Genomic DNA, 21,389 nt, shown 5'->3' on the forward strand with positions numbered 1-21,389 from the left:
GCAAATGATCACGGAAAGGTTTATTCGTAGAGCACGTACTCCGGGCGGGGCTTCAGCTTCAGCACCTGCGACGGTGTCATCAGCTTGCCGTGCTCCCGGTCCTCCTCGAAGAACAGCTTGAAGCCGGCGTGGGTGCCGTCGGGCAGGGGTTGCACCAGCTTGCGCCAGGTCTTCTCCTTGTCCACCCGCGCGCCGATCCCGTCTACACTCAGGATGAACTGCAGCCCCTTGCGCTCCCGGATCTTCGGCACGTCACTGATGATCCGGGGCGCGAGCTGGTGCACCACGAAAGCCTTTTCCGGCAGACCGCGCTGAGTGACGAACTTCGAGAGCCAGAGCGACACCTGGTTGAGCTCACCCGCGCTGGTGTGGCCGTAGACATGACCGGGTGTCTGCTTCGGCCCGACCGCCCACTCCGGGTCCAGGGCCAGGCCCACGTCGGGCTCCTCCAGCCACTTGCTCATCGCCTTGACCTCGGTGAGGAAGTCGGCCCGGCCGGGCTGGATGTTCAGCAGCAGCAACGCTTTGCTCTTCCGCGCCACCTTCAGGTAGCGCCCGATCTCGGCGTCACGGGTACGGGCCCGGTACATCTTGTCCTTACCCGGCGACGCCTGCACGACGGTGGTGATGAGCTCCAGCACCGGCAGTGGCTCCCGCCCGTCGCCGTCGTACTTCCGGCCGAGTTTCTCGATCTCGTCGACCCGGGCCTGCAGGTCGCCGATTCCCAGCCGGCCGAACGACTTGGCAGCACCGCCGGAGTAGCCCACGAGGCGGTAGTGCGGGAAGAGCTCGGTGCCACCCCGCGGCAGTTCCCGGGCCGCCGGAGCGGTTGTGGTGGTCTCCGGGGTCACCGGCACGGTGGTCGGGTCGACCGCACTGCTTGAGGACGTCGTTGAGCTTCCCTGCGGATCCGCAGTTCCGGGGGTGACCGGGTCGGTCGAGGTGGTCGCAGACGGAGAACCGCTCGTGGACGCGGCGAGGGGCGAGGTGTTCGTCGTCTCTGATCCGCACCCGGCGACCACCAGGGAAGCCAGCGACACCAACCCCACCCCCACAGACAGATTCCGGCGCGACAAGGGCCGAGCGGGGCGCATAGGGGCAACCTCCGGGTGCTGTGGGTCTGATGTGACTCTCGGGTGGCGCACCCATCCGACCACGACCCGGGCGAACGGCGCATCTCCGCACCTCCGAACGGATGAGATCTGGAGAAGGCCGACAAAACACGAGAGGGCCCTGTCAACTGGTGACAGGGCCCTCTCGGACCGCGGAGGCGGCGAGATTTGAACTCGCGATGGGGGATAAACCCCAAACCCGCTTAGCAGGCGGGCGCCATAGACCGGACTAGGCGACGCCTCCTCGTGGTGCGGCAAGGATACCGGTCCGGCACGCCTGACGGCAAAGCAGATGTCGCGGCGCGCCGTGATCAACCGGATTCAGAGCAAACGAACGGGCCCGGAAAGGCACAGATCGGGCGCGGATCTCCGGGGACTGCTAGCCAACACAGCCGAGAGCCTTATTGTTAGCCACTAGCCAGATGCGCGCATATCACGCTGATACGCCACGAATCCGGCCGTGTCACTTCGGTAACAATCTGATCGTGTGGCCCAGTGCACGACAGCAATGCTGTAACGAATTATCTATCTGCAGCGAAGCAGAGGGTTGGCACCGATAGTGCATGCTCTTCCGGTCAGCATGTTCACGAGGCACCATCGATACGGCAGGAGACGCGGGTGACGCAGGTCGAGCCTTCATCTCGGCGCTCGCGACGATCCGATGCCGATGCCCGTTACGGCGAGCAGTCGCGCGGTAACGACCAGGCGCGATCGGGCCGCTCCGGCGGGGCCGGCTACGGCGGCGGGTACGACAATCGCGCGGGCAACCGGGCCCCCCGGGAACCGTGGGACTCCCCCGACAGCCGGGGCGAACGTCCGCCAAGCCGTTCTGAGAGCCGTTCTGAGAGCCGCGCGGGTGGACCTTCCCCGCGACGCTCACAGCCCGCTCCCGAGCCGTTCCCGGACGACGAGGACGGCCGCCGCGGCAGCCACGCCACCACCTACGGCCAGGGTTTCTCCTGGGTCGTGGCCTGGACCATCATCGGCGCCCTGATCCCCGGCCTCGGCCTGATCGCCGCCGGCTGGCGCCGGCTCGGCGCCGCGGTGCTCGGCGTGCTCGGCGTCATCGCCGCGGCCATCGCGGTCTGGGCCCTGAGCGGCAACATCATGAAGAAGGGAGTCTCGTTCGCCGTCGATCCGCAGAAGCTGCTGATGCTCGCCGTCGCAGCGGTGCTGATCGGCGTGCTCTGGGCCCTCGTCATCCTGCTCACCAACAGCCAGCTGCGTCGCTACGCCACGCTCGACACCGGCCAGAAGGCCTTCAGCTGGGTGGTGGTCGCGGCTCTCGTCATCGGTGTCGGTGTGCCCACCTACACCGTCGGCGACTACGCGCTCGTCCAGCGTGACCTGGTCAAGAGCCTGTTCAACAGCGACAGCGACAGCGACGCGAACGACGCCAAGCCCAACGCCGAGGCCGCCGACCCGTGGGCCGGCACCAAGCGCATCAACGTGCTGCTCATCGGTTCCGACGCCGGCGCCACCCGCGAGGGCATCCGGCCCGACACGATGATCGTGGCGAGCATCCAGCCCTCCACCGGCAACACCGTGCTCTTCAGCATCCCCCGCAGCCTGCAGCGGGTGCCCTTCAAGTCCGGCACCCCCGGCGAAGAGGCCTGGCCGCAGGGCTACTACTGCCCCGAGGCCGGCGTCGGCAACGAGTGCCTCATCAACGCCATCTGGCGCTGGGCCGAGGGCGACGGGGCGCAGTACTACCCCAAGACCAAGTTCAAGAACCCCGGTCTGCGGGCCACGGAAGACGCCATCACCGGTGCCACCGGCCTGGAGATCGACACCTACGCGATGCTCAACCTCGAAGGCTTCGCCGACTTCATCGACGCCATCGGCGGCCTGACGCTGAATGTCTCCGAGCGCCTGCCGATCGGTGGTAACTCCAAGAACCCGGTCGCCAAAGCCTGGATCGAGGTCGGCCAGAACCAGAAGATGGATGGCTACCACTCGCTCTGGTACGCCCGGTCGCGCTGGAGCACCGACGACTACGACCGCATGCGCCGCCAGCGCTGCGTGATCGCCGCGGTGACGGATCAGGCCGACCCGGTCACCATCGCCAAGAGCTGGACCAAGATCGCCAAGGCCCTGAAGAACAACATGGCCACCGGCATCCAGCAGTCCCAGCTCCAGGCCTATGTCGAACTCGCCACCCGCGTGCAGGGCGGCAAGGTCACCAGCCTCTCGTTCACCAACGCGGCCGTCGGCGGCACCACGGTCAACCCCGACTTCGACCTGATGCACTCGAAGGTGCAGAAGGCGATCAAGAAGTCCGAGAACGCCGGCAAGAAGAAGTCGACCGCCACCTCGACCGCCACGCCGAGCGCCGGCGCCTCGACCGGCACGGACAAGGGCACGGGGTCGGGGTCGGGCACCACGAAGGACGACACCGACAAGACCACCAAGGCCGAAGACCCGGACAACGCGCAGGACGTCACCGAGGTCTGCTGATCTCCTCCGGTCGGTCGACCCTCGGGTCGGCCGACCGGGCAGGCCAGGATCGGCCAGTCGCACACAAGTAGCCCGGTTGTCCGTTTCTAGACCCGAGATTTACTGCTCTGCAGGCATACTCACCGCTCAGTGCGCGAAGCGCGGCCGCCCGGGCCACCCGCGCCGAGGGGTGCGATGTCCGACCTACGCCAGCCGGATACCGGTCGACCCGTGGCCGGCGGCCGGGCGGGAACGTACGACGACGCGCCGATCGTCTCGGCCGGGCGGCGCGGCAGTCACGCCACACCACGCGGTCAGGGCTTCTCCTGGGTGCTCGGCTGGACCATCGTCGGTTCCCTGCTGCCCGGCTCCGGCTTGCTGGCGGCCGGGCGCCGCCGCACGGGCGGGTTCGTCCTCGGCCTGACCGGGGCCGGTCTCGTGGCCCTGAGCTGGGCCGCGCTGGAAGGCGATCCGCTGGACCGGGTCCAGAGCCTGGTCGTGGAGCCTGGACGGCTGATGATCGCGACGGTCGCGATCGCCGTCGTCGCCGTGATCTGGGTGCTCTCGATCGTCATCACCCACACCCAGCTGCGCCGCGAGGCCTCGCTCGGCACCGGTCAGCGGCTGTTCTCCACCGTGGTCGTACTGGCCCTGACCACCGCCGTGGCCCTGCCCGCCTACCAGCTCGGACGGTACGCGCTGATCGGCCGGGACCTGGTGGACACCGTGTTCCAGGACCGGGTCGACGCCGAGACCAGCTCGGTGCTGGCCGATTCCGCGCTGGCCGACCCGTGGGCCGGTACCCCGCGGGTGAACGTGCTGCTGATCGGGTCGGACGCGGGCGAGGACCGGGTCGGCATCCGACCGGACACGATGATCGTCGCGAGCGTCGATACTCACACGGGCAACACCGTACTCTTCAGCCTACCCCGCAACCTGGAGATGGTGCCCTTCCCCCTCGGCACTCCCGGGAACAACGCCTGGCCCAACGGTTTCAACTGCGGCGACGTCTGTCTGCTGAACGCCGTCTGGACCTGGGCCGAGGGACCGGACTCGGGCTACGACGACTTCCGGAATCCGGGCCTGGCCGCGACCGAGGACGCGATCGAGGGGGCCACCGGCCTGAAGATCGACACCTACGCGATGCTCAACCTCAAGGGCTTCGCCGAATTCGTCAACGCCATCGGCGGTCTCACGGTCAACGTGCGCGAGCGCCTGCCGATCGGCGGCGACAGCAACCCGGCCTCACCGATCTACCGCACGGCCACCGGCGGCTGGATCGAGATCGGCGACAAGCAGCACCTGGACGGCTATCACGCGCTCTGGTTCGCCCGGTCGCGGTGGGCCAGCGACGACTACCACCGCATGCAGCGCCAGCGATGCGTGATCGCCGCGTTCGTCGGCCAGGTCGACCCGGTGACGGTGGCCCTGCAGTTCCCGAAGCTGGCCAAGGCCGCCAAACGCAACATCACCACCGGCATCCCGCTGAGCGACCTGGACGCCTGGGTGGATCTCAGCAAGCGGGTGCAGGGCGGCCGGGTGACCAGCCTGCCCTTCACCCGCCAGGTGGTGGACGTCGCCCACCCGGACTTCGACCGGGTGCACGAACTGGTGGAGCGGTCGATCAGCAGCTCCGAGCAGGCCACCACGCCGAAGCCCAAGCCGGGCAAGGCCAAGACAGCAAAGCCGGCCAACCCGAACAAGGCCCAGGACGTGAAGTCGGTCTGCTGACCGAAACCCCCTCCGTGATCATGCAAAGTGTCCCCAGATCTCTAGAACTCTCGCAGCTACAGTTCTAGAACGCCGGGGACACTTTGCATGATCACGAACGGTTTTTAGGGGGTCGTCACCGGCTGCTCCACCGTCAGGGCGCCGTCCGCGTAGGCCGCGCGCAGCACCTTCTTGTCGAACTTGCCCACGCTGGTCTTGGGCACCTCGGTGACGAACGCCCAGCGTTCGGGCACCTGCCAGCGCGCCACCCGGGTCTGCAGATAGGCCCGCAGCTCCTCGACGTCCGGCACCGCCCCCTCACCGAGCACCACCACCGCCAGGGGCCGCTCACCCCACTTGTCGTCGGGCACCCCGACCACGCTGGCCTCGTGCACGGCCGGATGCCCCATCAGGGCATTCTCCAGATCGATGGAGCTGATCCACTCACCGCCGGACTTGATCACGTCTTTGGCGCGGTCGGTGACGGTCAGGTACCCGTCGGGCGTCAGGCTGCCGATGTCACCGGTGCGCAGCCAGCCGTCGTCGAACTTCTCCGGATCCTCTTCGCGGTAGTAGGAACCGGTGATCCACGGCCCCCGCACCTCGATCTCGCCCACCGCCTCGTCGTCCCAGGGCTGCTCGGAGCCGTCCGGGCCGACCAGCCGGGTCTCCACGTGCAGGGCGAGCCGGCCCTGACTGTGCCGGTAGCGCCAGTACTCCTCACCCTGCGTGCCGACCGGCGCGATGGCGACCGTGCCCAGCGGTGAGGTCTCGGTCATGCCCCAGCCGTGCAGGATGGTGACGCCGTACCGGTCGTGGAAGGCGTGCATCAGTGCGGGTGGGCAGGCGGATCCTCCGATGATCACCTCGCCCAGCGAACTGACGTCGGCCTCCGGGTGCGCGTCGAGGTACTCCAGCACCCCGGTCATGATCGTGGGCACGGCACCGCCACAGGTGACCTTCTCCGCCTCGATCATCGTCACCAGCGGCTCGGCCTGGAGGAAGCGGTCGGGCATCACGAGGCTCGCGCCCGACAGCATCGCCGCGTAGGGCAGGCCCCAGGCGTTGGCGTGGAAGAGCGGCACGATCGACAGGGCCCGGGCGTTCTGGTTCAGGCTCAGGGCATTGCTGCCGGCGCAGAACGTGGCGTGCAGAAGATTCGAACGGTGCGAGTAGACAACACCTTTCGGATTCCCAGTGGTGCCCGAGGTGTAACACATCAGCGCGCCGTCGTTCTCGTCGAGCTCCGGCCACGCGAAGGTGTCGGGCTGGGCGTCGAGCAGCGTGCGGTAGTCGTGCACCTGCCGCTTGCCGCCGCCCGCCAGCGCCCGGGTCACCTCGTCGGGCACCGGGCCGTTGACCACCACGTGCTGAACCAGCGGAGCGTGGTCGAGCAGCGCGGCGAACGGCTGGGCCAGCGAGTTGTCGACGAAGACCACGTGGTCCTCGGCGTGGTTCACCACGTAGACCAGCTGTTGCGGGAACAGCCGGATGTTGATCGTGTGCAGCACCGCACCGGCGGCCGGCACACCCAGGTAGAGCTCGAGATGCTCCTCGTTGTTCCACATGAACGTGCCGATCCGCTGGTCACCGTCCACCCCGAGCGTGCGCAGGGCGTTCGCCAGGCGGCGGCAGTCCTTGGCGACGTCGGTGAACGACGAGCGCCGGGGCCCGTCGGCCCCCCAGGTCACCACCTCGGAACCGGGGTAGACCGTTCCCGCGTACTCGATCAGCCGGGAGGTCAGAAGCGGAACATTCTGCATCGTGCTGCGCATGTGAGATCACCTCGTCGTGACACGGAACACATCGACGCTCAAACGCACACGTTAGGTCAGAGGTTTCCCCGGCGGGGGGTTTCGGGGGTGATCAGCCGTTCCAGTGGTCGATCACCGCGGTTCCGCGGTCCCAGCCGAGCACGCTGAGCGTGGAGGTGTGCAGGGCCAGGTGCGCGGCCAGGTGCGGCTCCTGACCGATCCAGCGGGCCGCCAGCACCCGCAGGAAGTGGGCGTGGGCCACCACCACGGCACGGGTGGGCGCCTCGCGACGAACCCGTGCGATCACCGCGTCCGCCCGGCCCGCCACCTGCTCGACGGTCTCGCCGCCGGGCACCGGTGAGGTCCAGATCGACCAGCCCGGCGTCTTCTCCTGGATCTGGGCGGTGGTGATGCCCTCGTAGTCGCCGTAGTCCCATTCCAGGGCCTGCGACTCGGGCTTCGGGGTGAGGCCGGCCAGTTCGGCGGTGCGCCACGCCCGTTGCAGCGGGCTGGCCAGCTGGAGGTCGAAGTGCACGCCCGCCAGACGGGGGCCGAGGGCGGCGGCCCCTTCCTCGCCCTCAGGCAGGAGCGGGATGTCGGAGCGGCCGGTGTGCCGGCGGTCCCGGGCCCATTCGGTCAGGCCGTGCCGGATCAGCCAGAGTTCTGGTTCGTACGAGGTCACACGGCCGATCTTCACACGGGTGCGAGAACAGTTCCCACGATCTGCCCCACCTGGCCCACTCTCCACAGCTCCGACCGGTGGAAGTCAAGGCCGGACGAGCGCACCAGTACCAGGCCGAGCGGGCCGGTACCGATCGGGACGAGCGCGGTGCCGCTGTTCGGCTCGGCGGCGCCCGGGGCGGTCATCCGCACCGAGGCCAGTCGCAGCGGCGAGGTCAGAACCACGTGCTCCGGGCCCGGGCTGGCGGAACTCACCGTGAGCACGGAAGAGACGGCGGCCAGGTCGGTTCCGTACTCCACCAGGGCCGCCCAGTCGGCGCCGAAGCAGTGCGGGGCGCCGTCGACCAGGGTCTGCAGGCCCCGCTCGGGCCGGGAGAGCACCTGGTCGATGAGTTCCAGGTCGGCGTGACCGGTGACCGGCGGGGCGGGGTACTGCAGGCCGGTGACGCTGACGCCCTGGAGACCGTCGAGCTGGGCCGCGACCCGCTCCAGGTGGGCGACGTCGCGGACCCGCACGAACACGTCGTCCAGGGCCCGCCCGGACTCACTCTCCAGCACGTCGATCTCGGCGATGTCGGCCCCCACCGAGCCGATGGCGGAGGTGACCCGGCCGAGCGTGCCGGGCCGGTCCGGGATGCTGAACCGTACGCGCGCGAGCAAACCGGTCCTCCTGGTTCAGTCCCCGTCGATGATGAGACGAACAGGATTCCACACCGCACCCGGCCGCACACGAGATGCCTACATCCCAGGTGAAGAGGGGTGCATCACGAAGGGCACACCAGCCCCAAAGGGCACAGAATGATCATGGTGAGCGAAAGACGACCTAACGAGACCCCGTCCGAGCGTGCCGACCGCAACTTCGGAGACCTGCTGCAGGAACTTCGGGTCACCCAGACCGGTGTGCAGATCCTGTTCGCCTTCCTGCTGACGCTGCCTCTGCAGAGCCGCTTCGAGTCGCTGGACGCCTGGGAGCGCGACGTCTACGTGGCCTCGCTCCTGCTCTCGGCCATGGCCACGGTGTGCCTGATCGCCCCGGTCGCCTATCACCGGGCGGTGTTCTCCCTCCACAAGAAGCCCCTCGTGGTACGGGTCGCGGCCCGCTTCGCCATCGGCGGCCTGTTCTTCCTCGCCCTGGCCATCTGCTGCGCGGTCGACCTGGTGCTCGACCTGGTGCTGGGGCGGGGCACCGCACTCGTGATCACCGGCGGCCTGGCCCTGGTGCTGCTGGCCACCTGGGTGATCTTCCCGTTGCTGCAGCGCGTGGGCGATCTGCCCGAAGACGCGGCGGAGAGCACGCCGCCGGAAGACCACTAAGCTGTCCACGTAGCTACCGGTCGGCACGAAGCTGACCGAAGTCGGCATGGAGGTGGTCACCGTGACGGGGCCGGACGAGGTCCATGCCCTCGATCGCTCGAGTCCTATGCCGCTCTGGGCCCAGCTCCAGCAGGAGCTGACCAGGAGACTTCAGGCGGGCGCGTTCGATCAGGAGTTCCCGGGCGAGCTCGAGCTGGTCGAGGCCTACGCCGTATCCCGCTACACCGTGCGGGAGGCGCTGCGGCGCCTGCGTGAGTCCCGGCTGATCGACTCGGCCAAGGGCCGGGGTTCGTGGGTGCGTCGTGGGGGTGACTCCAACCCGCCGCTCGGCAGCCTGTACTCGCTGTTCCGCGAGGTCGACGCGCAGGGCATCCGGCAGCGCAGCATCGTGATCGCCCAGGAGATCGTCACCTGGGCGGCAGCGGCCGAAGAGCTCGGGCTCGAGCCCGGCACCCCGCTGTTCCACCTCGAGCGCATGCGGCTGGCCGACGAGCTGCCGATGGCGCACGACCGGGTCTGGATCCCGGCCGACATCGCCGGCCCGCTGCTCGACGTCGACTTCACCGTGTCCGGCCTGTACGACGAGCTCGCCGCCCGCTGCGGTGTCTCGATGGCCGGTGGGCGCGAGCGGATCGGCGCGATCATGCCCACCCAGCGCGACCGCGACCTGCTCGCCGTGCCGCCCGACGTGGCCTGTTTCCAGATCGAGCGGGTGAGCACCGTGCAGCAGCGCCGCATGGAGTATCGCCACACGGTGGTGCGGGCCGACCGCTACTCGGTGCTGGCCGAGTGGTCGCCGCAGGGTTACACGGTCGCGGCCGAGCCGCTCGACGGGCCTCCGAAGGCGTCCTCGGAGAGCTGAACCGAACCCAGAATTGAAGACGAGACGCGCACCAGTGGTGCGCGTCCTCAATTTCGCTTTTCGCACCGGGAGAGAGCCCGTGACACTGGCCTACACGTTCTGGCACCGACCGCAGGCCGGGATCTCACCCGAGGGCTACGAGCGCGACCTCTCGCTCTTCCACGAGCGGCTGGGCATGCTCGGCACCGGGCAGGTCCCGGGCTATCTGGGGTCGTACTCGCTGCGGGTGCCGGACCTGCCCTGGCAGAGCGGTGGGGGATACGAAGACTGGTACCTGGTCGACGGTTACGCCGCGCTCGGGGTGCTGGCCGAGGCGGCCGTCGACGAGACCCGCCTGACCCGGCACGATGCCCTGGCCGGAGCGGTGCTCGACGGCACGGGTGGCCTGTACGGGCTGCGGCTCGGCACCGCCGCCCCGGCCGAGGGCGCCTGGGTGGGCTGGGGCCACAAACGCCCGGGGGTGAGCTACGCCGAGCTCTTCTCCGACCTCGACTCCCGAGTGGAAGTCGGCTCACTGAGCGCGATTTGGCAGCGTCAGCTGGTGCTGGGCCCGGCGCCGGAGTTCCGCCTCGAAGGACGCGCCCCGGTCACCGTGCCCGGCCTGGAACTAACTCTCGGACTTGCCGTCAGCACCGTCGCCTGAGACCAGCCAGCCGTAGGGCGCGGCCAGTTCGCCGGCCGCCGCGGGCCCCATGCTGCCCGGCTCGTACGACTCCAGCGCGGGCTTGTTTTTCAGCACCGGATCCGCCACCCGCCAGGCGTGTTCGAGACCCACGCTGCTGGTGAACAGGGACCGGTCACCGGTGAGCACGTCGTAGAGCAGGGCCACGTAGGGCGGCAGCGGGTCCGCGTCCGGCACCGTTTCCAGTTCCAGGGTCTGCCGCACGTGTGCGAGCTTGATGCCCTCACCCGGCTGCTTCAGCACGAAATCAGCCGCTACGGAACCCGATCCGGCGAGCGAGAGCGTAATGACGCTCGGCCGGTCGGGCTTCGGCAGCGGCCCCTCGACCGGCTTCATCACCAGGCTGACCCGCTGCTCGCTGACACCCAGGCGCTTGCCGCTGCGCAGCAGGAACGGCACACCGTGCCAGCGGCCGGTGTCGACCCACAGCCGCACCGCGCAGAACGTGTCGGTCTGCGAGTCGTCGGCCACGCCCTCCAGGTCGCGGTAACCCTCGAACTGCCCGAGTACCACGTCGTCCGGAGACAGCGGCCGGAACGCGGCGATCACCGATTCCCGCGCCTCCTGCAGGTCCTGAGCGTCGAGACTGAGCGGCGGCTCCATCGCGACCTCGGCCGCGACCTGCATCAGGTGGGTCACCACCATGTCCATCATCGCGCCGGTGGCGTCGTAGAAACCCGCGCGGTTGGCCACGTCCAGGGTCTCCGGCACGTCGATCTGCACGGCGGCCACGTGGTCACCGTGCCAGGCCGTGCTGAAGGTCTGGTTCGCGAACCGCAGCACGTGCAGGTTCTGCGTGGCCTCCTTGCCGAGGAAGTGGTCGATGCGGAAGACCTGCTCCTCGTCGAGGACCTCGTGCACGGTGGCGTCGAGCTGCCGGAAGTCGTCGGGCGAGGTGCCGTAGGGCTTCTCGAACACCACCCGGGCGTGATCGGTGAGCCCGTGCTTCTTCAGGGCTTTCGCGGTCGACTCGAAGGCGACCGGCGGAATCGCCAGGTAGTGGATGAAGTTCGGCTGGACCTCGTCGTCGAGCTCGTCCTCCACATCCCGGATGACGTCGAGCAGACTGCCCGGGCCGGTCTCGTCGAAGCCCCCGCCGGCGAACAGCAGGTTCTTCGAGAAGGCCTCCCACTCGGCCTCTTCCACATCATTACCGAGGGCCTCGTGCACCTTGGCCCGGAAGTCCTCGTGGGCCACGTCCCCCCGCCCGTTGCCGATGAGTCTCCACTCCTTCGGCAGCAGGTTCTTCTGCGCCAGGGTGTAGAAGGCGGGCAGCACCATTCGCGCGGCGAGATCGCCGGTCGCGCCGAACAGTACGAAGATCGTGGGTGACGCCGGGGTATCAGGCACGACAAGATCCTCACCCGATCCCACTCCCCTCGCCATCCGAGCCCGGCCTTTCTCCCCACCCCCTTTTCTCCGTGATCATGCAAAACCTCCCCAGAGTTCTAGAACTCTTGCGCCCACAGTTCTAGAACACCGGGGAGGTTTTGCATGATCACGGGGGAGAGATCGTGCCCACGTCCACCAATTGGATCCAATCTTTACCTGATTGAACCCAACGGCATGGGCACCTCGGGATACGGTCCAGACATGGTCACGGAGCAGAGCGAAGCAGCAGTCGAGGACGGCCGGGAAGAAGCCGGCAAGGCCCGTGACCGGGCAGCCGTATCCCTGGCCTTCGTCAGCGGGGCGACCGACGCGACCGGTCTGCTCGCGCTCGGCGGCACCTTCACCAGCGTGATGACCGGCAACCTCGTCCTCTTCGGAAGCGGTCTGGCACAGGGCGAACCGGACATCTGGGCGCACGCCGCCTACGCCATCGCCGCTTTCGTCGTCGGCGCCGCGATCGGCACCCGGGTGGCGGGCACCTCGGTGTCGACCGACCCGGTCTGGCCGGCCGCCGTGAACCGCGCGCTGCTGGTCGAGTTCGTCGTCTTCGCGATCTACGCCGCCTTCTACTGGGGCAGCGGCAACCATCCCGAGGGCACGCTGATGGCCGTACTACTGGCCCTGAACGCCTTCGCCCTGGGCATGCAGAGCAGCGCGATCCAGCGGTACGGCGTCTCCGGGCTGTCCACCACGTACATGACCGGAACCCTGACCACCCTGGTCATCCGGCTGGCCTCGGGCAAGCCACTGCGTGACGTCGCCCACAGCGGCACCCTGCTGATCTCCCTGGTCGTGGGCGCTGCCGCGGCCGCGGCCTCCCTGCGCTGGGCCGCCGGACTGGTGCCCGCGCTCCAGCTGATCGGCGTCGCCCTGGCCCTGGGGCTGGGTGCGTGGAGCAACCGCAGGCACGGTCAGGCCCCCCGCTAGATTGGCCTCATGCCCGAGTTCAATCTGACCCCGCGAGTGCGTCTCTGGATCGCTGTCTGGCTGACCGGCGTGGTCGCGCTGGTGCTGATCACGGTGCTGACCGACGTCAACGACACCGTGGTGGGCGGTGCCCTGGGCGCCTGGTGCGGTTTCGCGATCGCCGTGGTGATGGTGCGGCACGAGCGGGCCAAGAAGCAGCCGCCGACCCAGCTGGCCAAGGAGCGCTACGGCAAGCGGTGACCTGATCGTGACTGCCGTCGTCCGCTGACCAGCAGGTAGATTGACCGGCATGACCAAGGGACAGCGATACCGGATCATCGGCTGGTCCGTTTTCGCCTTTCTCGGCCTGCTCCGCGCCGCCTACGGGGTGGCCCAGGGCTATGAGTTCGGCATCCTGCTGGGCGTGCTCTGGTGCGCCTTCGGTGCCTGGAAGGCCTGGTCGGAGGCCACGATCGTCGACGAGCAGGTGCTCGCCGGAGGGCGCCTGCGCAAGCAGCCCGACCGGCCGGCGAAGACCAAGCGCAAGTAGCGCTCAGTCCGCCTGGTCCACCGCAGCCGGATCCCGCACGTCCACCACGTCGTCCTTCATCGGACCCGAGATCGCCCGGAAGACCGCGGGCAGGTCCGATGTGACGCCGTCCACGCCCAGGCCGGCCAGTTCCACGGCCCGTCGCGGATCGTTCACCGTCCACGCCATGACCTGCCCGAGCGGCCGCAACCGCTCCAGCGAGGCCGGGGTGAGCAGCGGGTGCCGCACGGTCGTGGCGTAGGCGGGCTTGCCCTCGTCGAGCAGACTGCACAGGGCCAGGGGGTGCGCCACGCTGCGCCAGGTACGGAAGCCCTCCCGTTCCAGCTCTTCCAGCGATCGCCAGTTCTTGCTGCTCGCGTAGCAGCGTGAGGGGTCGAGACCGAGGGTCAGCACCTTGCGCACCAGCCGGAAAGCCTCGGTGCCGCGGTCACACTTGAGGTCGAGCAGGATCTCCACGTGCGGGGGCAGCAGGTCGGCCACGGCCTCCAGCGGTGGGCCCACCGGGTGCCGGGACAGTGAGAACCGCAGCCCGTCGTGGCGGAACCAGGGCAGCCGGGTCAGCAGCGGGATGTCGTGCGAGAGCACGATCTCGTCGTCGGCGGCGAGCATGACGTCGACCTCGAACACGTTCGCACCGGCAGACACCAGGGCCTCGCAACCGGGCCGGTCAGCCGGTGTGCGGTGCGCGATCAGCAGGGGATTCGGCACATGTCGATTATCCCGGACTTCCTGCCCGCCGGTCAGGGCGCGTCCGGGTTACCAGCATTCAAAGGTTGTCGGTATCAGAGCTTGACTTGAGCGCCGGCGCCGCCGAAACCACGACATGGCCATTGTCCTGCGCCGAGCCCGGCCCGCGCGGCCGGAGCAGGTCCGCAGGCATACCCGCGCGGCGATCTGTGCGCTTCTGGTGCTGTGTGTCCTGATGGTCGTTGCGGTACTGCTGGGGCAGGCCGCCGCCCGAGCGGTCCGGGCCCAGAGTGGCCTGTCCGCGGTCGCCTCCGACCTGTACGCCCAGGACGCGATGACCTGGCGGGCCGTCAGCGGGCGCACGGACGACGTCACCGCGCTGGTCTGGCTGAACACGAGCCGGGCGCGCACCGTCACGAAGATCACCGGGCTGGACGCCCCCGGCCTGACCAGCCGCCAGGTCCGCGACCTGCTCACCTCCTACCGGGCCTACGCGCAGGCCGTCGACCACGAACTGCAGCTCCTGGGCGACAACGAGAACCAGATGGTGGACGCGGATGGGCAGCAGAGTGTCGATCTCGCCTACAACCAGACGCGGCGGCAGATCCGGACGCTGTCCGGGCAGATGAGCCGCAAGGCGGCCCGAGCAGAACGGATTGCGGACGCCGGCGTCGCCGGAACTTTCGTCGCAGCGGTGCTGATGATCGGTTTGCTGGCCAGTGGACGCCGGTTGTCCCAGATCGTCGCCGAGACCCAGGCCCGCGGGGTACTGCGGTACCGGATGCTCGCCGCCGAATCGCCCGTGATCGTCGTGGTGATGCGGCGCGACGGCCTGGTCACCTTCCTGAGCCCGGCGGCCGAGCGCATGCTGGAGGTGGAGCCGGCGAACACCGGCCTGCTCGAGAAGGGCAGTGAGGTGATGCTCGAGCGCATCCACCCGGGCGACCGCACACTGTTGCTGACCAGCGTCCTCAGTGCCCGCCCCGACTCGCGAGGGCTGCGCACCGAGCTACGGCTGCGCGCGGCCGAGGGGCAGTCCGGCGAGAAGGACGAGACCGGTCTCTGGCGCACCTACGAGGTATCTTTCCGCGATCACACCGACCAGCCCGGGGTCGAGGGTGTGCTGCTCACCGCGCACGACGTCACCGAGCAGCGGGAACTGCAGAACGAGATCCACCGGCGCGCCCTGCACGACGACCTGACCGGGCTGCCCAACCGGGCCCTGCTGACCGACCGGATCCAGCAGGCCCTGCGCGACGGCTCCCGTCACGGCTTCCCGATCGGCCTGCTGATCATCGACCTCGACCGCTTCAAGGAGATCAACGACACCCTCGGGCACCACTACGGCGACGAGCTCCTGATCCAGGTCGGCCAGGCCCTGCAACGGGCCCTGCGGGACGTGGACACCGTCGCCCGGCTCGGGGGCGACGAGTTCGCCGTGTTGTTGCCGCAGGTCAGCGATCTGAACGCGGCCTGCGCGGTGGCCTGGAAACTGCACGACACGCTGGAGGGATCGTTCGTGGTGGAGGGCGTCGAACTCGACGTCGAGGCCAGCATCGGGGTCACCATCTCCGAACAGGCCGCGCAGGACTCCGCCGCCGGGCTGCTGCAACGCGCCGACGTGGCGATGTACGTGGCCAAGGGGCGCAGCATCGGGGTGGCCGGCTACGACCCGCTGGACGACGTGAACACCATCGAGCGCCTGGCCCTGCTCGGTGACCTGCGCCGGGCCCTGAGCAACGACGAGCTGTACCTGGTCTACCAGCCGAAGATCTCGCTCACCGACGGCGCTCTGGGTTCGGTCGAGGCGCTGCTGCGGTGGAAGCACCCCGAACGCGGCCTGGTTCCCCCCGACGCCTTCATCCCGCTGGCCGAGAACACCGGCCTGATCGGGCATCTCACCCGGCACGTGCTCGATCTGGCGCTCGCCCAGAGCCGCGCCTGGATGGATGCCGGAACGCCCCTGCGGATCGCGGTGAACACCTCGGCCCGCAACCTGCACGACGAGGAGTTCGACCGTACCGTGCGCGGTCTGCTGACCCGGCACGGCGTCGAGCCCTCCATGCTCCTCCTCGAGGTCACCGAGAGCGCCCTGATGGCCGATCCGGTGCGAGCCCGGCAACTGCTGCAACGTCTTGCCGCGCAGGGCATCGCGATTTCCATCGACGACTTCGGCGCCGGCTACACGAGCATCAAGCAGTTGCGCAGCCTGCCGATCACCGAGCTCAAGGTGGACCAGTCGTTCGTCCAGGCCATGGAGCAGGACGAGGGTGAGGAACTGATCGTGCGCAGCGTGATCGAGCTCGGCCGCAACCTCGGTCTCACCACGGTCGCCGAGGGTGTCGAAACTCCGCAGGCACTGGTGAAGCTCGCCTCGTTCGGTTGCGACGTGGCCCAGGGCTACGTGCTGGCCCGGCCGATGACCGCGCCGGACCTCGACCACTGGCGTTCGCAGTGGCGGGGGCTGGCGGCGCTCATCTCGGCGTAAGCCTCAGGCCGGTTCGTAGCCTTCAGGCCGGCAGAGCCCTCGCCACATTGTTCGCGTTCTGGTCCATCACCAGTGCCGACACCGTGTCCGCCGGGGCCGGCCGCCCGAAGTGGTAGCCCTGGGCCATGGTGCAGCCCAGACGGCGCAGGGCGATCAGCTGGCTGTGCTCCTCGATGCCCTCGGCAATGGTCTCCAGCTGCAGTGTGTTGCCCAGCTGCACGATGCTCTGCACCAGGCTGTCCTGCGCGTCCGCACCCGAGAGACGGTCCACGAACGAGCGGTCGATCTTCAGGATGTCCACCGGGAAGCGGTGCAGGTAGCTGAGCGACGAGTAACCGGTGCCGAAGTCGTCGATGGCGATACGCACACCGGTGTCCTTGAGAGCCTTCAGGGTGCGCATGGCGCTCTCGGCGTCGTTCATCAGCACGCTCTCGGTCATCTCGAGCACGAGACTGCCGGCGTCCAGACCACTGTCGGCGAGCGCCCGGCTGACCTCATCGGCGAAGTCGCGGCGCTGCAGCTGCTTGCCCGAGACGTTCACACCGATGTTCATCGGGGTGGAGGGAGACATCCGGGCCCACTCCTGACCCTGGAAACAAGCTTCCCGCAACACGAATCGTCCAATTTCGTGAATCAGGCCGGTCTGCTCGGCGATCGGGATGAAGAGGTCGGGCTGCACCATGCCCCGCTCGGGATGGGGCCACCGCACCAGGGCCTCGACCCCCACCAGCTCACCCGACTCCAGCACGTAGGTCGGCTGGTAGTGCACCTGGAGCTGATGGTCCGCGACGGCTTTGCGCAGTTCGGCCTCCAGCGCCAGGCGCTCCACCAGGCTGCTGTGCATGATCGGGTCGTAGAGGGCCGGCTCGCCGTCCTGTTTCTCCTTGGCCCGGTACATCGCCAGGTCGGCGTTGCGGATCAGCTGGTCGGCGCTCACCGTGCCGACCTCGGCGCTGGCGATACCGATACTGGCCCGGATGAACAGGTCCCGGCCGTCGATGACGACCGCCGACTCCAGGCACTCATTGATCCGCGCCGCCACCGCGACGCATTCGGAGCCGGTCAGAGCCCCCTCCACCAGGATGGCGAACTCGTCCCCGCCGAGCCGGGCGATCGTGTCGCCGGGGCGCAGGCAGCTGGTCAGGCGGCGGGCCACGTCCACCAGCAGGGCGTCACCGGTGGCGTGCCCCAGGCTGTCGTTGACCTCCTTGAACCCGTCGAGGTCGAGGAACAGCACACCCACGGTCTCCGGGCCGAGCACCCGGCGGCGCATCGCGTGACGCACCCGGTCCATGAACAGGGCGCGGTTGGCCAGGCCGGTCAGCGAGTCGTGGAAGGCCTGGTGCACGAGCTCGTCCTCGAGCTGACGACGTTCGCTGATGTCGCGCGAGTTCAGCACGATGGCCTGCACGGCCGGGTCGTCCAGCAGATTCGTCACGGTGTTCTCGACAGCGACGCGGCGCCCGTCCGGGAACACGACGAGCACCTCCAGGGTCGCCGTGGCCAGGGGCGTGGCCGAAATGCTTTCCAGGGCCTCGGTCATGGCGATTCTCGACGGCTCGTCCATCCATTCCTGCACCCGGCCACCGATCAGCCTCTCCGGCGGTATGCCGAAGACGCGGAACACCGAGTTACTGGTGTAGATGAGCCGGCCGTTGCGGTCGACCATCGACACCACGTCGGAACTGTTCTCGACCAGGGCCCGGAAGCGCTGGTGGCTGGTGTCGAGCTCCTGCGTGCGGGCGACCACCCGGTGTTCCAGTTCCCGCGTCAGGGCGAGGTTCTCCCGCATGCTGAAGAGCTGGCGCGCCACCATGAGCAGGATCAGCCCGGCCTGGATCCAGCGCGTTCCGTGTTCGTCCGTCCCGGTGATGGCCGGGATCACCAGCGACAGACCGGTCGCGCCGAGAATGAAGACGTAGGGCAGCAGCAGACCGAACTGCCGCGGCAGGTCATCGGTCTCGACGGCTTTCTTCTTCTGCGGCATCACGGCCGAGATCAGCAGCATGGTGTACGCGCCCAGCCAGCCGGCATCGACGGCATGACCTGACCGGTACGCGCCCGTCAGCTCCAGGTAGGCGTAGCAGCAGTCGGAGACACCGAAGACCAGCACGGCCAGGGCAATCGGCTCGACCGGCAGCGCCGAACGGGTTTCCCCGGCTCGGGTGCGCAACACCAGGTAGGCGGCCAGGGTGATGAGCGCGATGTCGGCCGAGGGATAGATGAGCAGCAGCAGCTTCTCAGCCGAACCGATACGGCTCAGGTGCATGGTCGGCCCGAGCACGCTGACCCAGCCCACGAGCAGCACGGCCACGCTGACCATCAGGCCGTCGACCAGGGCCCGGATCCGGGCCGCGGCGTTCGGCTCGGGCACCACCATCCGCAGCAGCCCGGTCACCAGCAACACCCCGGCAGCTAGAAACCCCACGTCGGCGGCCGACGGGGAGGGACTGTCCCGCTGTAGCACCACTTCGTAGAACCCGGCCACGAACTCGCCGAGGCCCCAGGCCAGGGCCGTCCCACCCAAGAAGAGCCAGGTGACACGGGTGCGGCGGTCTTCCGTGACCCGGATCGCCCGCGCCCAGCAGGCCAGGCCGCTCAAGATCGCCGTGACGCTCAGGGCGACACCCGACAGCCAGGCCTGGGCCAGAGTCGATCCCGGATGGACGATGAAGCCCGCGGCCACGACGAGATAACCGATCACGGCAAGGATCACCAGGAAGGTGCGCACGCCGGGCCGGGTCAAGGTCATACCCACAGTAGTCGACTAGACGCTATGGGTTGTTGATGGACCGTTGGAGTAGCACGGAGTGTCCAGACCACTCTTCCGGCGGATGGCTCACCCGGAAATCAGCGGGCTTTCCAGTCGGACAGCGAGGTCAGCATGAATCCGGCGCCGCCCGGGTCGGCGACACCCGCCAGACGGCCGAACGGCGTGTCTTCGGGGCGCATGTTCACCGTGCCACCGCTCTTCTCGATCGCGGCCACGGTGGCGTCGACGTCGTCGCACCCCAGGTAGAAGCGCCAGTTCGCGGGCACTCCGGGCGGCAGGAACGTGGCGTCCATGATCCCGGCCACCGGCTCACCGCCGGCGATCTGCATCGTGTAGCGGAAATCGTCACTGTCGCCCGTGACCTGCGTGTCCCAGGCGAAGACGCTCTGGTAGAACTCGACCGCGGCCGGGTAGTCGGTGGCGTGCATCTCGACCCAGAACGGCGCTGCGGCCTCACCCCAGATCTGCGTGCCCTTGTGCTTCTTCGGCTCCCAGACACCGACGAACGCACCGGAGGTGTCCTGGGCGAAGAGGAAGGTGCCGATGTCCCGCACGTCCAGGGGTTCTATCACCACGGTGCCCCCGGCCTTGGCGATCTTCTGCGCCGTGGCCGCCGCATCGTCGCTCTGCAGGTAGATGTTCCAGGCGTCGGGTATCTCCGGCGACGGCTTGCCCATCAGCCCGGCGACGTCGCGGCCCTGGTGCTGGAACATCACGTAGCGCCCGAACTCCTCACCGGTCACCTCGTAGGTCCAGCCGAAGACCTCGGCGTAGAAGTCACTCATCCGGGCGGTGTCGGACGTGGTGAGGTCGAACCAGATCGGTGCGCCGGACGGGGCGGTCTCGCGAATGGGCATGACGATCTCCTCGGAAGTTCGGGTTCGCGACAGCGTAGTGTGATCAAGGCGTCACGCTGGGCCTTTATCCGGGTTATGACTGGCGAACTGCCCCGAACTCATCGATGGCGTTTGACGTCCGTCGGCTGTGCGTGGGGGGATGGACGCGTGGAGCGCATCTGGCTGGACGTGCCGTTCGAGGAGAAGGACCAGGCCAAGGCCGCGGGAGCGCGCTGGGACGCCGCGTCCAGGCGGTGGTACAGCCCGCAGACCAAGGCGCAGGCGCTGGAACGCTGGAGCTCACTGCCCGACCTGCCCGACCTGCTGCCCGGAGAAGACCGCACCCTGGGCCGCGGCCTCTTCATCGACATGGTGCCCTCGACCTGCTGGTTCACCAACGTTCGCTCGTGCGTCTCACCCCGCGACTGGGAGCGGATCCGCCGCATGGTCACAGCCCGGGCCGGGCAGCGCTGCGAGACCTGCGGCGCCACCGAGGACCGGGCTCTGCGCCGCTGGCTGGAGGTACACGAGCGCTGGGCCTACGACGACGCCACCCAGGTACAGAAACTGGGCCGCCTGATCTGCCTGTGCACCGACTGCCACGCCACTACCCACTACGGCCTGGCCGGTATCCGGGGTCGGGCCGGTGCCGCCCGCTCCCACCTGCAGAAGGTGACCGGTCTGAGCGTGAGCGACGTCAGCATCCTGATCGAGGTCGCCACCGAGGACTACTACCGCCGCTCCAGCCACCCCTGGACGCTGGACCTGTCGATCCTGACCGAGACCGGCGTCACCGTGGCGCCGCCCCCGGAGGCCGAAGACCGGCCCGGCGCCGCGAAAGAGGGCCTGTACCGGGCCTCCCGCGGCAAGTGGTGACTGCCTCTACGAAGCCAGCTGTTCGCGGGCCGGCGCGGTCTGATTGATTTCGGCCCACACCAGATCAAGAGAGAGATTGAGGACGTCGGCGATGGCGGCGATGGTCGGGAAGGCTGGGGTGGCCACCCGGCCGGACTCGATCTTGCGCAGGGTCTCCGGCGAGACACCGGCATCGAGGGCCGTCTGGAGCATCGAGCGATCGCCCCGGGCGTGACGCAGCAGGGCGCCGAGACGCTGCCCGCGCTCGACCTCTGCAGGTGTGAGTGGCAACCTGACCATGCCCACGATTCTAGTACCGGGATAGTATTACCGGGATAGTTATTGGTTGCG

The 21,389-nt window shown here is 68.5% G+C and carries 19 protein-coding genes and 1 tRNA gene; 10 read left to right on the plus strand and 10 right to left on the minus strand.

Annotation, left to right across the window (positions count from 1 at the left end; genetic code table 11):
• Positions 1–20: 20 nt before the first annotated feature.
• Positions 21–1,040 (minus strand): DUF3558 domain-containing protein, encoded by a 1,020-nt coding sequence (locus LR393_RS25880; protein WP_231487318.1) that lies wholly within the window; start codon positions 1,038–1,040, stop codon positions 21–23.
• 225 nt (positions 1,041–1,265) lie between these two features.
• Positions 1,266–1,356 (minus strand) — tRNA-Ser (locus LR393_RS25885).
• A gap of 374 nt (positions 1,357–1,730) precedes the next feature.
• Between LR393_RS25885 and LR393_RS36670 the strand changes: the two genes are divergently transcribed.
• Together LR393_RS36670 and LR393_RS25895 are read left to right on the plus strand one after the other, a co-directional pair.
• The gene (locus tag LR393_RS36670; protein WP_231487319.1) at positions 1,731–3,569 is read left to right on the plus strand and encodes an LCP family protein; all 1,839 of its coding nucleotides are present in this window, start codon (positions 1,731–1,733) and stop codon (positions 3,567–3,569) included.
• 174 nt (positions 3,570–3,743) lie between these two features.
• Positions 3,744–5,279, plus strand: coding sequence for an LCP family protein (locus tag LR393_RS25895; protein WP_231487320.1), 1,536 nt, complete (start codon positions 3,744–3,746; stop codon positions 5,277–5,279).
• A gap of 104 nt (positions 5,280–5,383) precedes the next feature.
• Here the strand turns inward: LR393_RS25895 and LR393_RS25900 are convergent, their stop codons facing one another.
• The 3 genes from LR393_RS25900 to LR393_RS25910 all read right to left on the minus strand — a co-directional run bounded on the left by LR393_RS25900 (position 5,384) and on the right by LR393_RS25910 (position 8,353).
• Complete coding sequence (locus tag LR393_RS25900) at positions 5,384–7,033, minus strand: long-chain fatty acid--CoA ligase (protein WP_231487321.1); 1,650 nt, start codon at positions 7,031–7,033, stop codon at positions 5,384–5,386.
• Positions 7,034–7,124: 91 nt separating this feature from the next.
• Entirely contained in the window at positions 7,125–7,694 is a 570-nt protein-coding gene (locus LR393_RS25905) for a histidine phosphatase family protein (protein WP_231487322.1), read from the minus strand.
• 11 nt (positions 7,695–7,705) lie between these two features.
• Positions 7,706–8,353 (minus strand): ACT domain-containing protein, encoded by a 648-nt coding sequence (locus tag LR393_RS25910; protein ID WP_231487323.1) that lies wholly within the window; start codon positions 8,351–8,353, stop codon positions 7,706–7,708.
• Positions 8,354–8,491: 138 nt separating this feature from the next.
• Between LR393_RS25910 and LR393_RS25915 the strand changes: the two genes are divergently transcribed.
• The 3 genes from LR393_RS25915 (at position 8,492) to LR393_RS25925 (ending at position 10,512) form a co-directional block, all read left to right on the plus strand.
• Positions 8,492–9,007: a DUF6328 family protein gene (locus tag LR393_RS25915; RefSeq protein WP_231487324.1), complete on the plus strand. Its 516-nt coding sequence runs from the start codon at positions 8,492–8,494 to the stop codon at positions 9,005–9,007.
• Between the two features lie 46 nt (positions 9,008–9,053).
• On the plus strand, positions 9,054–9,869 hold the full coding sequence (locus LR393_RS25920; RefSeq protein WP_231487325.1) for a GntR family transcriptional regulator: 816 nt from the start codon (positions 9,054–9,056) through the stop codon (positions 9,867–9,869).
• A 79-nt stretch (positions 9,870–9,948) separates the two neighbouring features.
• Positions 9,949–10,512, plus strand: coding sequence for a hypothetical protein (locus tag LR393_RS25925; RefSeq protein ID WP_231487326.1), 564 nt, complete (start codon positions 9,949–9,951; stop codon positions 10,510–10,512).
• Here the strand turns inward: LR393_RS25925 and LR393_RS25930 are convergent.
• Entirely contained in the window at positions 10,477–11,901 is a 1,425-nt protein-coding gene (locus LR393_RS25930) for a glucose-6-phosphate dehydrogenase (protein WP_231487327.1), read from the minus strand. The two genes, LR393_RS25925 and LR393_RS25930, sit on opposite strands and share 36 nt — an antisense overlap.
• Before the next feature lie 243 nt (positions 11,902–12,144).
• On the opposite strand from LR393_RS25930, the gene LR393_RS25935 reads away from it, so the two are divergent.
• From LR393_RS25935 to LR393_RS25945, 3 genes are read left to right on the plus strand one after another with little or no spacing between them, the layout of a single operon-like run.
• Positions 12,145–12,870: a YoaK family protein gene (locus LR393_RS25935; protein ID WP_231487328.1), complete on the plus strand. Its 726-nt coding sequence runs from the start codon at positions 12,145–12,147 to the stop codon at positions 12,868–12,870.
• Positions 12,871–12,879: 9 nt separating this feature from the next.
• Complete coding sequence (locus tag LR393_RS25940; protein ID WP_231487329.1) at positions 12,880–13,110, plus strand: hypothetical protein; 231 nt, start codon at positions 12,880–12,882, stop codon at positions 13,108–13,110.
• Positions 13,111–13,159: 49 nt separating this feature from the next.
• The gene (locus tag LR393_RS25945) at positions 13,160–13,399 is read left to right on the plus strand and encodes a hypothetical protein (RefSeq protein WP_231487330.1); all 240 of its coding nucleotides are present in this window, start codon (positions 13,160–13,162) and stop codon (positions 13,397–13,399) included.
• Between the two features lie 3 nt (positions 13,400–13,402).
• Here the strand turns inward: LR393_RS25945 and LR393_RS25950 are convergent, their stop codons facing one another.
• Positions 13,403–14,107: a glycerophosphodiester phosphodiesterase gene (locus LR393_RS25950; RefSeq protein WP_231487331.1), complete on the minus strand. Its 705-nt coding sequence runs from the start codon at positions 14,105–14,107 to the stop codon at positions 13,403–13,405.
• Between the two features lie 115 nt (positions 14,108–14,222).
• On the opposite strand from LR393_RS25950, the gene LR393_RS25955 reads away from it, so the two are divergent.
• On the plus strand, positions 14,223–16,574 hold the full coding sequence (locus tag LR393_RS25955; protein WP_231487332.1) for a putative bifunctional diguanylate cyclase/phosphodiesterase: 2,352 nt from the start codon (positions 14,223–14,225) through the stop codon (positions 16,572–16,574).
• A 22-nt stretch (positions 16,575–16,596) separates the two neighbouring features.
• Here LR393_RS25955 and LR393_RS25960 read toward each other — a convergent pair whose 3' ends face one another.
• Positions 16,597–19,326: a putative bifunctional diguanylate cyclase/phosphodiesterase gene (locus LR393_RS25960; protein ID WP_231487333.1), complete on the minus strand. Its 2,730-nt coding sequence runs from the start codon at positions 19,324–19,326 to the stop codon at positions 16,597–16,599.
• 98 nt (positions 19,327–19,424) lie between these two features.
• Positions 19,425–20,204, minus strand: a complete 780-nt coding sequence (locus LR393_RS25965) for a VOC family protein (protein WP_231487334.1) — start codon at positions 20,202–20,204, stop codon at positions 19,425–19,427.
• Positions 20,205–20,351: 147 nt separating this feature from the next.
• Between LR393_RS25965 and LR393_RS25970 the strand changes: the two genes are divergently transcribed.
• A complete protein-coding gene (locus tag LR393_RS25970) occupies positions 20,352–21,059 on the plus strand; it encodes a DUF5710 domain-containing protein (protein WP_231487335.1) in 708 nt (235 codons plus the stop codon).
• 6 nt (positions 21,060–21,065) lie between these two features.
• Here the strand turns inward: LR393_RS25970 and LR393_RS25975 are convergent, their stop codons facing one another.
• A complete protein-coding gene (locus tag LR393_RS25975) occupies positions 21,066–21,338 on the minus strand; it encodes a helix-turn-helix domain-containing protein (protein WP_231487336.1) in 273 nt (90 codons plus the stop codon).
• Between the last annotated feature and the right edge of the window lie 51 nt (positions 21,339–21,389).

Origin of the sequence: Kineosporia mesophila (assembly GCF_021129235.1) — a bacterium.
Lineage (GTDB): Bacteria > Actinomycetota > Actinomycetes > Actinomycetales > Kineosporiaceae > Kineosporia > Kineosporia mesophila.

Bases quoted from the DNA above. Each gene is read 5' to 3' on its own strand.
- LR393_RS25895 (WP_231487320.1), top strand. From the start codon at position 3,744: ATGTCCGACCTACGCCAGCCGGATACCGGTCGACCCGTGGCCGGCGGC.
- LR393_RS25900 (WP_231487321.1), bottom strand. From the start codon at position 7,033: ATGCGCAGCACGATGCAGAATGTTCCGCTTCTGACCTCCCGGCTGATC.
- LR393_RS25915 (WP_231487324.1), top strand. From the start codon at position 8,492: ATGATCATGGTGAGCGAAAGACGACCTAACGAGACCCCGTCCGAGCGT.
- LR393_RS25920 (WP_231487325.1), top strand. From the start codon at position 9,054: ATGGAGGTGGTCACCGTGACGGGGCCGGACGAGGTCCATGCCCTCGAT.
- LR393_RS25935 (WP_231487328.1), top strand. From the start codon at position 12,145: ATGGTCACGGAGCAGAGCGAAGCAGCAGTCGAGGACGGCCGGGAAGAA.
- LR393_RS25940 (WP_231487329.1), top strand. From the start codon at position 12,880: ATGCCCGAGTTCAATCTGACCCCGCGAGTGCGTCTCTGGATCGCTGTC.
- LR393_RS25945 (WP_231487330.1), top strand. From the start codon at position 13,160: ATGACCAAGGGACAGCGATACCGGATCATCGGCTGGTCCGTTTTCGCC.
- LR393_RS25955 (WP_231487332.1), top strand. From the start codon at position 14,223: ATGGCCATTGTCCTGCGCCGAGCCCGGCCCGCGCGGCCGGAGCAGGTC.
- LR393_RS25960 (WP_231487333.1), bottom strand. From the start codon at position 19,326: ATGACCTTGACCCGGCCCGGCGTGCGCACCTTCCTGGTGATCCTTGCC.
- LR393_RS25965 (WP_231487334.1), bottom strand. From the start codon at position 20,204: ATGCCCATTCGCGAGACCGCCCCGTCCGGCGCACCGATCTGGTTCGAC.
- LR393_RS25975 (WP_231487336.1), bottom strand. From the start codon at position 21,338: ATGGTCAGGTTGCCACTCACACCTGCAGAGGTCGAGCGCGGGCAGCGT.